This window comes from Streptomyces sp. NPDC058678, from assembly GCF_042714835.1.
Classification (GTDB): domain Bacteria; phylum Actinomycetota; class Actinomycetes; order Streptomycetales; family Streptomycetaceae; genus Streptomyces.
Window position 1 is genome coordinate 1 of record NZ_JBHXSG010000063.1, and the last position, 13,239, is coordinate 13,239.

Below are 13,239 nucleotides of genomic sequence, written 5' to 3' on the forward strand. Positions count from 1 at the left end.
CACATCGCGAGCTTGGCCTGCAGGCGAGGGCCGAGCCGGCAGTCGTAGCCGGAGGGGCCTCTGGAACGCAGCGCCTCGCGTCCGCCCGTCCTCCAGGTGCGGCGCCACTGGTAGACCGACTTCTCACTCACCCGTAACTCCCGGGCGATGCAGGGGACTTCCACGCCTTCCTCGAAGAGGTCAACGGCCCGCATCCGCACCTCTTCCCGGCGCCTGCGCTGCTCGGCGGGCAGCCCGCCCCCGTCCGGATACCGCATGCCTCCGGCGTACCAGCCCAAACGGACCGCGTCATCGGTCCCGACACAGATCCAGACCCCGAAACGCCGAAGTCAGTAAGCGGTGGCGGCCCGACGACAGCCACCGCCACTACCTGATCTGCCGCGCCTGCGGCAGCAGCCGGCCGGTGGACTCCGAGGTCGTCGAGGAGTGGGCCGAACGCATCGCCGCCGACTCCGGATTCGCGGCGGTGGAGCACACCGTCGAACTCACCGGCGTCTGCGCCGGCTGTCAGCCCACCACAGACGAAGGAGAACTGCCGCCATGCCACTGGGATTTGGCCCCGGAAGCCCCGCGACACCGAGCCCACGGCTGCGCGAGCTGAAGGAGGCCGTACGCACCCTGCTGGACCTCGACGAGGACACCGCCGTCGTGATCCGCCAGCTCGCCTGCACCGAACCGGGCTGCCCGCCCCTGGAAACGGTCGTCGCCGCCCTCCCCATGAACGGGCCGCCCCGCCGCTGGACCCTGCACCAACCCGCCGAGCAGATCACCGAGGACGACCTCAAGGCCGCCCTGCTCACCACCGCACCCGAAGGAGCCCGACCCGCATGACCCAGCCCACCCCTGTGGACGGCCGCGTCCCCGTCACCGTCCTGACCGGCTTCCTCGGCTCCGGCAAGACAACCCTGCTCTGAACATCACCGCACCCGACCAGGCCCTGACCGTCGCCTGGGAGATCACCATCGACGACGCACCCGTCGCCCTCAGCGCCCGCGGCGACCTCGTGGCCGTCGCCGGAGCCGAGGGCACGGTACGCGTCCTCGATGCCGCCATGGGCGCCGAAATGGAAGAACTCGAGCTGCCCGGCGGCGCCCTGAAGGTCCAACTTCCCTCGCCAGCACGACACTTGGCGGTCACCGGACCCATGGGGTACGCGCTGTGGCGGCGCACGGACGGCCGCACCGTCGTCCGCGAGTCCGGCGCCTGGTCCTCCTCCGCCGCCTGGGCCAACGACGAGCGGGTCGCGGTCGCCTCCGGACGCGTGGCGCTCGTACTCGACGCGGACAGCGAGGAGTTGTGGCGTACGGAGCCCGCCGCGTCCACCGTCACCGACCTCGCCTGGCTGCGCCGGGGGCGACGGCTGGCCGCGGCCGGGGCCGTACGCGGCCACGAGCGCCACACCGCCCAGCCCGTGGTCACCTACCCCTACATCGGCTCACACCTCGCGCTCGCCGTCGCCCCGACCGAGAAGTGGATCTGCAGCGGCAACCAGGACGCCTCCATCCACATCTGGCGCACCCGCGACGGCAGCGAACTGACCATGTCCGGCTACCCGGAGAAGGTCTCCCGCCTCGACTTCGACGACACCGGCTTCTGGCTCACCGCCGACGGGGCGCCGGACCTGACGGTCTGGGACTTCTCCGGAAAGGGCCCCGCCGGCACCGCACCGCGCCAGCTGCGCTGCCACGAGACGATCACCGCGCTCGCCTGGCGGCCCGGTCCCGCCGGACACCTCGCCAGCGGCGGCCACGACGGAACGGTCGCCCTCTGGTACCCACCGCCGGACAGCCCGCCAACCGGCTGCGACCGGTGCGCACCCTGGACGACACGGGCGCCGCAGTCGGCGCGCTGGCCTGGGCCGGACCGCACCTGATGATCACCGCCTACCGCGACGGCCGCGTCCGGGCCTACGGCCTGCCCTCGCGGACAACGCTGTGAACCGCCGTACGACACCGATCGCCACCACCGCCGGCCGTACGGTGCCGATCGGCGCGGCAACCGCCCTTGCACACTGGTCGTCTGCCGCGGCTGCTGCTGCGGCAACCCACGCAAGCACCCAGGCGCCGACCACGCCTGGCAGCTCGACCGCCTGCGCGCGGTGGCCGCCGACTCCGCGGGCTGCCTCGCCGTCCGTACATCGGACTGCCTCGGCCCGTGCGACCAGGCCAACGTCATCGTCGTCCGGCCCTCCACCGCCGGCCGCAGGGCCGGCGGCCGGGCCACCTGGATCGGCTTCGCCCTGGACGACGACTGCACCGACGATCTGATCGCCTGGGTCACCGCGGGTGGACCCGGCCTCGCCCAACCCCCGTCCGCCCTGAAGCTTTAGTTCGTCCGCCCACCCCGTGAGACGAGGACCCGTGCACGCCGCTGAACCCGGCAGCGGAGCAGGAACGGGCGGCCGCGGCATCTTCGCGGCCGCCCGCCTCGACGAGGCCACCGCCACCTCCGTCGCCGCCACCCTCCAGGCCCTGGCCACACCATCCCGGCTGCGGATCCTCACCACCCTGCGGCACGCCCCATACCCGGTCGGCGCCCTGGCAGCCGCCGTCGGCATGGAACAGTCCGCCGTCTCCCATCAACTTCGGCTCCTGCGCGCCCTGGGCCTGGTCACCGGAGAACGCGACGGCCGACGCATCGTCTACCGCCTCTACGACGACCACGTCGCCCAACTCCTCGACCAGGCCGTCCACCACATCGAGCACCTCCGCCTCGGCCTGCGCGACCCCCACTGAACCACCCCGGAGTGCTCCGGTTGGCGACTGGGACGCTCAGCATCGCTCCAGCGCGGCAACTGACGCGCGCCATACGGGACTAGGCACCGCACACTTGAAAACAATTTTCATTAAATTGGACAGAGTCGACCTGAGGCAGCGCGACGGAGCCGTAGCGCAGACGACGCACGCCGAACAGACGTGCATGCCAGTCACACACATGCCAGACAGGAGAAACCCCGTGAGCGAGACCGCGCACCGCCGGCAACCGGCGTCGTACCGGTGATGTACACGATCGAGGACGGCATGGCCGCGGCAGTCGGCCCGTCGTCGAGGTGGACGAAGACGACGTTGCCGACGCATACTCCGTGGCACCGCAGTCCTGCGGCAGGGGCTGTCCGGTCAGGACGGCGCTGGAGGCGGCCACCGGACGGTAGCCGCGAGAAGTTCCAGGGCAAGGCGGTGTGCAGGCAGCCGCAAGGCGACCGTCCCGTGTGCATTCAGTGAGGTTCCGCCTGAGGCGGCCGATGCCTGGAAGCACACCGGCACTGGCGCCGTCTTGATAGCGGCTGCCACGCCGCGGGTGTAGCGTCGTGAGCCAGCAGTCGTGGTTCCGAAGTCCCGTTCGCCTGTGATCGCCATCACGGGCGTTCTTGCGTTTCAGCGCCTCTCCGGACCAGGGCGATCACCTCCCGGGCACGCAGGGTGCGGGCCCGGTTTCCCTCGAAGGAGACAGTCATGGCCAAGGGCACGGTCAAGTGGTTCAACAGCGAGAAGGGCTTCGGCTTCATCGAGCAGGAGGGCGGCGGCCCCGACGTCTTCGCCCACTACTCCAACATCGCCGCCCAGGGTTTCCGCGAGCTGCAGGAGGGCCAGAAGGTCGAGTTCGACGTCACCCAGGGCCAGAAGGGCCCGCAGGCGGAGAACATTCGTCCTGTCTGATCGCCGCTGCGGCAAGGCCCGGCATACCGACTTGAGGCCACCGGGCCTTTCCGCCTGCTGTATCCGGACAGCAGGCCGGTGTCCCAGGCCGAGCCTGGGCCGTCGCCGGGTACGGCTCGGGCCCGCTAAGACTGCAGATGCGAGCACCACGCCTGCTACCCGCATCAGAGAGATGAACCCGCAGGTGGGCACGCCCTGAGCCCTGGTGGTCGGGTGTCGTGGAGTGGAGCGTGACCTGGGATTTCGTGGCCCTGATCTCGACCAGCTGGCGCGGACGAACCCGCATCGCCGGCACCGAGTAGAGGTTCGCCTCGACGGCAACAAGGCAGTCCTTGCCGACGTAGCGGAGATATCGCTGGGCGACCACGTAGGGGGTGGCCGGCAGCGGACGCAGAGCCATGTGGTCGCGGACCGCCCGCAGGCCGATGACCTCGCCGTGGGTGCCGTGGACCTTCGCCCGCCGCAGAGGGACTCAGGCAGTGAAGGCGGCGTTCATCTCCTCGACCGAGGAGAAGGCCCGACCGGCCAGGACATGGTCGCAGACGATGCCGACCTGCCGCTCGACCCGGCCCTTGCCCTGAGGACGGTAGGCGGCTAGCACGTCCACATCGAAGTCGTAATGGCCGGCGAACGCGACTGCCTCCGGATGCAGCGGGACAGCCTCGCCTGGTGCGATGTGGCGGCGGACGACGGTCTTGGTGCGGTCGTAGACGATCGACATCGGGACACCGCCAAAGTGGGGCGAACGACTGACGGTGGCAGTCGAAGAACGTGGCCAGGCCCTGGCTGGTGGTGAAGCAGCAGAACGGGTCCCGCGAGTAGGGCAAGGTCATATGGAAGGAGTAGACCTTCGGGATCCCGACATGTGCCAGAATCTTGCCCTCGTCGCCCCAGTCCACCTGGGCCTGAGCCCCGGGTACCACCTCGAACTGGCGGTGAAGACCGGCCAGCTCACCCGGACTGATCCCGAGTTCCTCCGCGATCCTGGGTCGGGCCTCCTGCAAGTAGAGTTTCACGCGCTGATAGGTGCCGGTGAACCCGTACTCGGCCACCAGCCGCTCGTGGATCACGGCCCTTTGAGGAGGATCTCGGCCTTCAGCATGGCATCGATCAGCGGCGCGACCTCGTCCACCACCCGCCGCCGCGGCTGGCCGTTCGCGGCCCTCTTCGGCGGCGCGACCGGAACCTCACCCGACAGGTACTTGGTGACCGTGCGCCGGTTCAGCCCAGTCTCCTTCGCGATCTCCCGCAGGCTCATCGCGCCGGATTCGTAGAGACCGCGAAATCGCCTCAGCTCCAGCCACCGATGCGGGTCCAGCACCACCGTCAGCCGCCCTCCCCGATCCCGAACCGACGGCAGCAGACTTCCGGCTCCTACCCCTCCGTGCATCAACAACGGTGCGGTCTCATTCGTACGAGGTGGTGCACGTTCACGTTCACATGTACGCCGACAGTCGGGGTGGGCACGGTGCCGACGTGCGGGGTGGCGCCGCCGGCTGGCAGCGCCGCGAGCGACGCCGACTTCGCCCCGCGTACGCACACTGCCGGCGCCCAGTGCGTCGGGCGGGCCGGTCCCTAGCTGTTGCTGGTCAGGACGTTGTTGACGGTGCCGTGGGCAACGATTTGGGCGGGTAGCTGCGCAGGACGAGTGAGGTGGTGACCGGTCCGTAACGGGCGAGGGAGTCTACGACCTGTTCAAGGCGTTCGGCGTGAGAACAGTGCACGTCGAGCAGCAGGCAGTCCTCGCCAGTCACGCGGAGGGTCGAGACGATCTCGGGTGTCTTGGTGGCAAGGGTGAGTGCTTGGGACAGCTGCGCGTGGGTGGTGCGTAGCCGGACGATGGCGTGGATGTTCAATCCGACTGCGGCTGGGGCGACGACGGCACGGTAGCTGGTGATGATCCCGTTCTTCTCCAGGCGTTGGATGCGGGCGCTGGCTGCCGGCTGGGACAGCCCGACGCGGCGTCCGACTTCGGCTCCGGTGAGCCGGCCGTCGGTCTGGAGCAGTTCCAAGATGGCACGGTCGATCTCGTCGAGTGATTCCATCGTTGTCACCCCCACTTTCTTTGAGATCACTTGCTGAGCCCGATCGTTGCCGCTGATCCATCGAGAATCGCCCCAGGGTGCCCCCGCGATGTGCGTGGGCACGATTGGAAGGGCGGTAGGCCATGGTCGCGTACGTCATCATTCCTGGGATTGACGGTTCGGATGAGCGGCACTGGCAGAGCTTGTGGGAGAAGCGATGGGGGCCCTCAGCGGTCCGGATCGCACCGGCCTCGTGGAGCAGGCCGGACCTGTCGGACTGGGTTGCCGCAATCCAGGCTGCCTACGAGATCGCTTCCCGGCGTGATAACCAGGTGGCGTTGGTGGCCCACAGCCTTGGCTGCTGGGCAGCTGCGCACTGGCTGGAGCAGGCACGACCCGACACGCTGGCGGCGTTCCTGGTCGCACCTCCCAATCCCCAGGGACCGGCGTTCCCCCGTGAGGCCGCATCGACGTTCCTGGGCCTGTCCGCTCGCCCTTTGCCGTGCCCGAGCCTGATGGTGGCCAGCAACGACGACCCCTACTGCGACCCGACGACGTCCGCCTCCTTCGCACACGAGTGGCAGGCGGAAGGCCATCTCATCGCAGGCCACGGCCACATTAATTCCGACAGCGACCTCGGTGACTGGCAGGCGGGCCTGGAACTCCTTCGCACGCTCGTCGACCGCTGAGATGACCGATCCGACACGGAGGCCCTCCGCGTCGACGCCTGCCCTCACCCTGCTCAGAAAGCCCGTGCATGTCGCATCGCAATGCCCCGCGGTCTCCTGAAGGGTGGCGCCGTCTGATCGACCGCTGCCGGAACCGCCCGATCGCCCACGTCGCCGCAGAGATGGGAATCTCTCGCGCGTGCGCGTCGAAGTGGGTCAACCGCTTCCGCCGCCATGGCGACCTCGGCCTCTTGGACCGCTCTTCAGCGCCCCACCGGCAACCCACAACAACTGATGCCGACGTCGTTGCCCGCATTGAGGACCTCCGCCGCACCCGAAAGTGGTCGGCTGCGAGGATCGCGTTCGAACTCAACAACGGCGGCATCACCATCAGTCGCCGCACCGTGTCCCGCCTCCTCGTAAGCCTGGGCCTGAACCGGCGCCGGTTCATCGACCCCAACGGCGAGACCAACCGCGCACCACGGAAGATCACCGCCCGCCGCCCCGGGCACATGGTCCACATCGACGTCAAGAAAGTCGGCCGCATCCCCGACGGCGGCGGCTGGCGCGCTCACGGGCGGGGCAGCGGACAAGCCAAAGCTGTCGATCGGCGCAAGAAGAAGACAGAACGCGGCGGCTATGTCTATCTGCACTCCGCGGTCGACGGCTACAGCCGCCTCGCCTACACAGAAGCCCTGCCAGACGAAAAGGCCGCGACCGCCGTCGGATTCCTCCACCGCGCCCACGCGTGGTACGCCACCCACGGCATCACCCGCATCGAACGCATCGTCACCGACAACGGCGCCTGCTACCGAGCCGACGCCTTCGCCCGCGCACTACTCGGATCCCGGCATCAACGAACCGCGCCCTACACACCACGCCACAACGGCAAGGTGGAGCGGTACAACCGGATCCTCGCCGAGGAGTTCCTCTACGCCCGCACCTGGCTCTCAGAGCAGCAGCGCACCGAGGCCCTCAAGGTCTGGAACATCCACTACAACTACCACCGGCCCCACAGTGCTACCGGAGGCCAACCGCCAGCAGACCGGCTCCGAATAGGCGTAACCAACGTCTTGGCCTCCTACATAAAGGCTGTGTCAGCTCATCGTCTGCACCAATCACGCCCGAACAAACATCTTCTCCGAACCCGGCCGTGCAAGCTCCTGACACCATCTCCCGCCGTCGGCGCGGCGGCGACGTCAGGCGGCGAACGGCGACCGGCGTGGGCGCGACCGTGGTCGGCGTGGTCACCCTGCTCAGCCAAATGAGATCGCCCGGCAGTTCCAGCGTTCTCTTCTGAGCCGCTGTCCCCCTCCGAAAGAGCACCCTCGTCTCGGGACACCGGTTCCTTCCTGGAACCCGCAGGACGAGACCATGCGCGCATGCCCGCGCCTCGGCTGCCATCGGCGTGCGGACGCGGTCCCGTCTACGCAGGACCCTCGCCGGAGCAAGCCGACGGGGGTCCTCACGTGTCACAGCCCCTATGAGCGGGGTCCTGGCTGTAGCTGTTTGACCAGGTGGAAGACCTCCCGGGCCGCATAGCGCTTGAGGCAACGGACGATTTCGCGACGGGTCTTGCCCTCTTTGATCCGGCGCTCGTAGTAGTCCTGGGTGCGCGGGTCGACCCGCAGACGGGTGAACACAATGCGATGGAGCGCGGCATTGGCCTGACGGTCGCCACCACGGTTGAGGCGACGGTACTGCCGGCGTCCCGAGGAGCGCTCGACGGGACTGACCCCGCACAGCGCGGCGAAGGACGCCTCACTATCCAGGCGCTCCGGGTTGTCCCCCACCGTGATCAGCAAAGCGACGGCCGTGTCCGGACGCCTCGCGACCGCCCCCTTGGACCTGGTCTCCTCCTCTTCGGCGGCAGCCTTCTCCAAAGCGGCGAGCACATCCTGGCTCGTGTGCATCCCGGCGGCATCGTGATGGGCCCGCACGGTGGTGGAGTCGATACTGACCAGCGACAGATCCACCTCACCCCGCTTCGCGGCCTCCGCGATCAGGCCCTCCAGCAGGGCCTCGAACACGCCGACGTCACGCCACTGCCGGAAACGATTGGACACCGTCGACCAGGCACCGAATTCCTGCGGCATCTCCCGCCACTGCCCGCCGGTCCTGAACCGCCAGACCACGCCCTCGAACTGCTTGCGCAACCGCTCGGGGTACGGGCCATACTCGCCGATCGGCAGTACGGCTCGATGAACTCCCACTCCACATCGGTCAGCTGCGCATAACGACCCGATACGCGCCCTAACGGCCCGTCACCCGTGCCGCCGTTCGCCGCGGCCGCCGTCCTCCTGCTGCTGAGGGGCTGATGGCGGAGCCGTCGTGGCCCGCGGGATCAGGTGGGTGGGCAGGATGACGTGCCGCATGTGGTCCGCGTCTGAGTCGTTGATGAGCTTCAGGGCCAGCTCGCCGGCCACGCGCCCTATCTCCGACGGCAGTTGCGCCACCGTTGACAGGTCGCACCACTCGGCCAGTGGCTGGTCGTCGAAGCCGAGCACCGACATCCGCCCGGGTACCTCGATCCGCGTCCTGCGCAGGGTCGAGAGGACGGAGACGGCCAGTTCGTCCTGTTCGGCGAAGATGGCGGTGGGCGGTTCCCGCAGGCTCAGCAGCTTACCGACCGCCTCCAGCGTGGCGCGCCTGTCCTGGGCCTGTGCCGTGACCACCAGGTCGTCGGCCGGGGAGATGCCCGCCTCCGTGAGCGCCTGGCGATAGCCGAGCAACCGCTCGTGCGAGCTGAAGGTGAAGCCGCTGGCGCCCACCGTCGTCACAAAGGCGATCCGGCGGTGCCCGAGGTTGAGGAGGTGCCGGGTGCCGTCGCAGGCACCGGCCACGTCGTCGACGTACACACTGGGGCGGCCCTCGACGTGCTGGCTGACGTAGATGACCGGCATCCCGAGGTCGTCCAGCCGCGCACTCTCCTCGTCGGTGAGGTCGAAGGAGAACACGAGCAGCGCGTCGGCGTTGCGGCGGGCCGGGAGATGCTCGAAGAACGAGGCGCGCTCGGTGAGGTCAGGGATGACGTATACGGCCAGTTGCATGTCGGCCGCGCGCAGCAGCGGGCCCAGGCTGGACAGCGCCGAGCCCATGAACCACGAAGTGAGCGTGGGCACGAGCACCGCCACGACCCCGGTTCTTCCCGTGACCAGGCTCGCGGCCTGCCGCGAGACCGCGAAGTTCAGCTCACGGGCGGCTTGTTCGACCCTGGCGCGGACCTCCGGTGAGACGGTCGGCAGGCCGCGCAGGGTGCGGGAGACGGTGGACGGGGAGACACCGGCCCGTTCGGCGACGTCGGTCATCGTGGGATGCCGTTGAGCTGGAGGCATGAGCGGACGTTAACACGGCCGGGTACCTCTGGGAGGCTCAGCGTGACAGCGCTGTCACGCGCCGGGCCCGGACGTGAAACCGCCAAAGGTAAGTAAGTGCCGCATAACGGGCACAGCATTCAGCCAATTGCCGCCCGCATTACCGGGAATTTGCGGATTGTTTTCCCCAGGTTGCACGCCTGTCATGCAAACGTTGCCACGGCCGAGTCGAAGTCGCCCCCGTGAGGTCATCTGCCATGGCTTTGACCTGCGCTTTCTTCCAGAGAAGCCCGTGACAACACTGTCGCGGCTCCGGTTCCGCACGACCAGGAGAGAGACCCGTGAACAAGATCAGGACGACCAGAGTCCTTCAGTGCTCGGCAACGCTCGTCGCCGCCGGGCTGCTGCTCACCGCCTGCGGCTCGTCCGGCGGCAGCAGTTCCGCCGCGCCCGCCCAGAGCACGTCCTTCAAGGGCCGTGGGCCCATTACCTACGTGGCCGGCAAGGACACCACCGGCACCGTCCAGACGATCCTCAACCGCTGGAACAAGCTGCACCCGAAGGAGAAGGTCACCTTCATCCAGCTGCCGACCGACGCCGACTCGCAGCGGCAGCAGATGATCCAGAACGCGGAGACGAAGTCCGACGCCTACACCGTGCTCGCCACCGACGTCGTGTGGACGTCGGAGTTCGCCGCCCACCAGTGGATCGAGCCCCTGCCCGCGAACCAGTTCCCCCTGCAGAAGATGCTGAAGCCGGTGGTTCAGACGGGGCAGTACCGCGGCAAGCAGTACGCGATACCGGCCAGTTCGAACGGTGAGCTGCTCTTCTACCGCACCGACCTGCTGAAGAAGGCCGGCATCACCCAGCCCCCGTCCACCTGGGCCGAGATGACAGCCGACTGCGCCAAGGTGAAGAAGCTGCCCGAGGCCAAGAACATGTCCTGCTACGCCGGGCAGTTCCAGAAGTACGAGGGCCTGACGGTGAACTTCGCCGAGGCCGTGAACTCCGCGGGCGGTGTCATCACCGACGCCAACGGCAAGCCGGACGTCGACACCCCGCAGGCGAAGAAGGGCCTGGACTTCCTCGTCAAGTCCTTCAAGGACGGGACGATCCCGAAGGAGGCCATCACCTACCAGGAGGAGGACGGCCGTCAGGCGTTCCAGGCCGGAAAGCTCGTCTTCCTGAACAACTGGCCGTATGTGTACTCCCTGGCGGAGAAGAGCAAGATCGCGGGCAAGTTCGCGGTCGCGCCGCTACCCGGCCTGAACGGGCCCGGCACCTCCAGCCTGGGCGGTTCCAACCTGGCCCTGTCATCCTTCGCGAAGAACAAGGCCACGGCCGTGGACTTCATCAAGTTCTTCACCAACGAGGAGAGCTCCACCTACTTCCTCAAGAAGGCCTCGCTCGCCTCGCCGTACGCGGACCTGTACACCGACGCGTCGCTGGACAAGCAGTACCCGTACCTGCCCGACCTCAAGGCGTCCATCACGCACGCCGTGCCGCGCCCGCGGGTCGTGCAGTACGGCGATGTGACGGCCGCGATCCAGCAGGAGGTCTACGCCGCGATCACCGGCAAGGAGAGCAGCTCGCAGGCGCTGAAGAACCTGCAGGCGAACCTGCAGAAGCTCACCGCGCAGTGAGGACCCGGCTCATGTCCGACACGAAGAGTCCGCCCGGAAGCGCGGTGCGGGAGCCCGGGGCGGCGGCAGACCACCGCCCCGGGCGGCCCTCCGCGCTGCCGAACCTCCGGGGCCGGCGGCCCCGTGCCACAGCGGGCGCGGGGAGGATGGCGGCGCTGCTGGTCTCCCCGACGCTCCTGGTGCTGACGATCGTCGTGATCTATCCGACGATCATGGCGCTGAACGAGTCCCTGTACGGGCCGATGGGACTGGACCCGAAGACCGGCTTGTTCAACACCACCGAGCCGTTCGTGGGGTTGCAGAACTACACCGCCATCTTCACCCAGGCCGGGGGCCGTTTCTGGAACGCCTTCTGGAACACCACGCTCTTCACCGTCGTCACGGTGTCACTGGAGACGGTGATCGGCGTGGCCATGGCGCTGATCATGACCAGGGCGTTCCGGGGCCGGTCCGTGGTGCGGGCCAGCATCCTCGTGCCCTGGGCGATCCCCACGGCCATCTCCGGCCTGCTGTGGAAATGGATCTTCAACGCCGACGGCATCGCCAACGTCCTCATCGGACACCAGGTCCTGTGGACCGCCGACGGCTTCTCGGCCAAGATCGCGGTCATCATCGCCGACGTGTGGAAGACCGCCCCCTTCATCGGGCTGCTGGTCCTGGCCGGCCTGCAGGTGATCCCGAAGGAGGTCTACGAGGCGGCCCGGCTCGACGGGGCGAGCGCTCTCCAGCAGTTCTGGCGCATCACCCTGCCACTGGTCAAACCCGCGCTACTGGTGGCGGTGCTGTTCCGGTGCCTGGACGCGCTGCGGATGTTCGACCTGCCCTACATCCTCATCGGCGCGCAGAAGGGCTCGGTGGAGACGCTCTCAATGCTCGCGCAGAACGAGGCCTCCAACGTCCGGTACGGGCCGGCCGCCGCCTACGCGGTGATCCTCTTCCTCTACGTCTTCCTGATCGCGTTCGCCTTCGTCCGGCTGCTGGGGGCCGACCTGGTCGGCGACTTCGCCGGCAAGAGCAGGCGCGCGGGCCGGAGCAAGCGCCGGGACGGCGTGACGCCGCGTCGTGCGGAGGTGACGGCATGACCAGCACGGCCAAATGGCGCCAGTGGCTGCCCTACTTGGGCATCGCCGCCGTGGTGTCCTACTGTCTGGCCCCCTTCTACTGGATGCTGGTCTCCAGTCTGCGGAGCACCGCGGACATCTTCAGCACCTCGCTGCTGCCCCATGCGGTGTCGTTCGAGAACTACCGGTCGGTCTTCAGCCCGTCCCAGGGGTTCTCGCGCGCGCTGCTCAACAGCCTGATCGTCGCAGGCATCACCACCACGCTGGCACTGCTGCTGGCCACGTTCACCGCGTACGCGATGGCCCGGCTGGACTTCCCGTTCAAGCGGCTGGTCCTCACGCTGATCATCGCCACCTCGATGTTCCCGACGGTGTCCATCGTGGTTCCGCTGCTGAAGCTGTTCACGAACATCGGCTGGATCAACACCTACCAGGCCATGATCGTGCCCAGCATGTCCTTCACGCTGCCGCTCGCGGTGTGGAACCTGACCACGTTCTTCCGGCAGATGCCGGACGAACTGGAGCACGCCGCGATGGTCGACGGCTGCACCCGCGGCCAGGCGTTCCGCAAGGTCATCATCCCGCTCGCCGCACCCGGCATCTTCACCACCGCGATCATCACCTTCATCGCAGCCTGGAACGAGTTCCTCATCGCCCTGTCGATGACCAACAAGCCCAGCATGCAGACCGCGACGGTCGCCATCTCCAAGTTCAGCGGTGCCACGACGTACCAGACCCCGTACGGCAGCCAGATGGCGGCGGGCGTCCTGGTCACCATCCCCCTGGTGATCCTGGTGCTCGTCTTCCAGCGCCGCATCGTCTCCGGACTCACCGCGGGTGCGGCCAAGTAGACACCCTGCCGTCCCGCCCCCT

The 13,239-nt window shown here is 68.2% G+C and carries 14 protein-coding genes and 3 pseudogenes; 11 read left to right on the top strand and 6 right to left on the bottom strand.

Going from position 1 to position 13,239, the window contains the following annotated elements:
- On the bottom strand, positions 1 to 257 hold a 257-nt coding region (locus ACFWWR_RS38460), incomplete at its 3' end, for a helix-turn-helix domain-containing protein (protein WP_384308291.1).
- Between the two features lie 116 nt (positions 258 to 373).
- Between ACFWWR_RS38460 and ACFWWR_RS38465 the strand changes: the two genes are divergently transcribed.
- The 6 genes from ACFWWR_RS38465 to ACFWWR_RS38490 all read left to right on the top strand — a co-directional run bounded on the left by ACFWWR_RS38465 (position 374) and on the right by ACFWWR_RS38490 (position 3,656).
- A complete protein-coding gene (locus tag ACFWWR_RS38465) occupies positions 374 to 601 on the top strand; it encodes a hypothetical protein (RefSeq protein WP_384308352.1) in 228 nt (75 codons plus the stop codon).
- The gene (locus ACFWWR_RS38470) at positions 541 to 831 is read left to right on the top strand and encodes a hypothetical protein (protein WP_384308294.1); all 291 of its coding nucleotides are present in this window, start codon (positions 541 to 543) and stop codon (positions 829 to 831) included. The genes ACFWWR_RS38465 and ACFWWR_RS38470 overlap by 61 nt, the downstream gene beginning before the upstream one ends.
- A gap of 172 nt (positions 832 to 1,003) precedes the next feature.
- Positions 1,004 to 1,873 (top strand): WD40 repeat domain-containing protein, encoded by an 870-nt coding sequence (locus tag ACFWWR_RS38475; protein ID WP_384308297.1) that lies wholly within the window; start codon positions 1,004 to 1,006, stop codon positions 1,871 to 1,873.
- Between the two features lie 138 nt (positions 1,874 to 2,011).
- Positions 2,012 to 2,329 carry a (2Fe-2S) ferredoxin domain-containing protein gene (locus ACFWWR_RS38480; RefSeq protein ID WP_383872847.1) on the top strand — a complete coding sequence of 106 codons (318 nt, stop codon included), beginning with the start codon at positions 2,012 to 2,014 and terminating at the stop codon, positions 2,327 to 2,329.
- 31 nt (positions 2,330 to 2,360) lie between these two features.
- Positions 2,361 to 2,735 (top strand): ArsR/SmtB family transcription factor, encoded by a 375-nt coding sequence (locus tag ACFWWR_RS38485; RefSeq protein ID WP_383872733.1) that lies wholly within the window; start codon positions 2,361 to 2,363, stop codon positions 2,733 to 2,735.
- Between the two features lie 717 nt (positions 2,736 to 3,452).
- Positions 3,453 to 3,656, top strand: a complete 204-nt coding sequence (locus ACFWWR_RS38490; protein ID WP_020120296.1) for a cold-shock protein — start codon at positions 3,453 to 3,455, stop codon at positions 3,654 to 3,656.
- A gap of 136 nt (positions 3,657 to 3,792) precedes the next feature.
- Here ACFWWR_RS38490 and istA read toward each other — a convergent pair.
- Together istA and ACFWWR_RS38500 are read right to left on the bottom strand one after the other, a co-directional pair.
- Positions 3,793 to 4,980, bottom strand: a pseudogene (gene istA / locus ACFWWR_RS38495) (IS21 family transposase); the annotation flags it as partial.
- 265 nt (positions 4,981 to 5,245) lie between these two features.
- Positions 5,246 to 5,701 (bottom strand): Lrp/AsnC family transcriptional regulator, encoded by a 456-nt coding sequence (locus tag ACFWWR_RS38500; protein ID WP_384308299.1) that lies wholly within the window; start codon positions 5,699 to 5,701, stop codon positions 5,246 to 5,248.
- Between the two features lie 122 nt (positions 5,702 to 5,823).
- Here ACFWWR_RS38500 and ACFWWR_RS38505 point away from each other — a divergent pair, with 122 nt between their 5' ends.
- Both ACFWWR_RS38505 and ACFWWR_RS38510 read left to right on the top strand, forming a co-directional pair.
- Entirely contained in the window at positions 5,824 to 6,369 is a 546-nt protein-coding gene (locus ACFWWR_RS38505) for an RBBP9/YdeN family alpha/beta hydrolase (RefSeq protein ID WP_383872740.1), read from the top strand.
- A gap of 68 nt (positions 6,370 to 6,437) precedes the next feature.
- Positions 6,438 to 7,616: an IS481 family transposase gene (locus tag ACFWWR_RS38510; protein ID WP_384308301.1), complete on the top strand. Its 1,179-nt coding sequence runs from the start codon at positions 6,438 to 6,440 to the stop codon at positions 7,614 to 7,616.
- 213 nt (positions 7,617 to 7,829) lie between these two features.
- Here ACFWWR_RS38510 and ACFWWR_RS38515 read toward each other — a convergent pair.
- The 3 genes and pseudogenes from ACFWWR_RS38515 to ACFWWR_RS38525 form a co-directional block, all read right to left on the bottom strand.
- A pseudogene (locus tag ACFWWR_RS38515) lies at positions 7,830 to 8,162 on the bottom strand (transposase); the annotation flags it as partial.
- 27 nt (positions 8,163 to 8,189) lie between these two features.
- Positions 8,190 to 8,575: pseudogene (locus ACFWWR_RS38520) on the bottom strand (transposase); the annotation flags it as partial.
- Between the two features lie 37 nt (positions 8,576 to 8,612).
- Positions 8,613 to 9,683 (bottom strand): LacI family DNA-binding transcriptional regulator, encoded by a 1,071-nt coding sequence (locus ACFWWR_RS38525; RefSeq protein WP_383872745.1) that lies wholly within the window; start codon positions 9,681 to 9,683, stop codon positions 8,613 to 8,615.
- 320 nt (positions 9,684 to 10,003) lie between these two features.
- Between ACFWWR_RS38525 and ACFWWR_RS38530 the strand changes: the two genes are divergently transcribed.
- From ACFWWR_RS38530 to ACFWWR_RS38540, 3 genes are read left to right on the top strand one after another with little or no spacing between them, the layout of a single operon-like run.
- Positions 10,004 to 11,305, top strand: a complete 1,302-nt coding sequence (locus ACFWWR_RS38530; RefSeq protein WP_383872747.1) for an ABC transporter substrate-binding protein — start codon at positions 10,004 to 10,006, stop codon at positions 11,303 to 11,305.
- Between the two features lie 11 nt (positions 11,306 to 11,316).
- Positions 11,317 to 12,387, top strand: a complete 1,071-nt coding sequence (locus ACFWWR_RS38535; RefSeq protein ID WP_383872750.1) for a carbohydrate ABC transporter permease — start codon at positions 11,317 to 11,319, stop codon at positions 12,385 to 12,387.
- The gene (locus ACFWWR_RS38540; protein ID WP_383872753.1) at positions 12,384 to 13,217 is read left to right on the top strand and encodes a carbohydrate ABC transporter permease; all 834 of its coding nucleotides are present in this window, start codon (positions 12,384 to 12,386) and stop codon (positions 13,215 to 13,217) included. Before ACFWWR_RS38535 ends, ACFWWR_RS38540 begins: the two co-directional genes overlap by 4 nt.
- Positions 13,218 to 13,239 lie beyond the last annotated feature (22 nt).

Bases quoted from the DNA above. Each gene is read 5' to 3' on its own strand.
- ACFWWR_RS38470 (WP_384308294.1), top strand. From the start codon at position 541: ATGCCACTGGGATTTGGCCCCGGAAGCCCCGCGACACCGAGCCCACGG.
- ACFWWR_RS38490 (WP_020120296.1), top strand. From the start codon at position 3,453: ATGGCCAAGGGCACGGTCAAGTGGTTCAACAGCGAGAAGGGCTTCGGC.
- ACFWWR_RS38500 (WP_384308299.1), bottom strand. From the start codon at position 5,701: ATGGAATCACTCGACGAGATCGACCGTGCCATCTTGGAACTGCTCCAG.
- ACFWWR_RS38505 (WP_383872740.1), top strand. From the start codon at position 5,824: ATGGTCGCGTACGTCATCATTCCTGGGATTGACGGTTCGGATGAGCGG.
- ACFWWR_RS38510 (WP_384308301.1), top strand. From the start codon at position 6,438: ATGTCGCATCGCAATGCCCCGCGGTCTCCTGAAGGGTGGCGCCGTCTG.
- ACFWWR_RS38525 (WP_383872745.1), bottom strand. From the start codon at position 9,683: ATGCCTCCAGCTCAACGGCATCCCACGATGACCGACGTCGCCGAACGG.
- ACFWWR_RS38535 (WP_383872750.1), top strand. From the start codon at position 11,317: ATGTCCGACACGAAGAGTCCGCCCGGAAGCGCGGTGCGGGAGCCCGGG.
- ACFWWR_RS38540 (WP_383872753.1), top strand. From the start codon at position 12,384: ATGACCAGCACGGCCAAATGGCGCCAGTGGCTGCCCTACTTGGGCATC.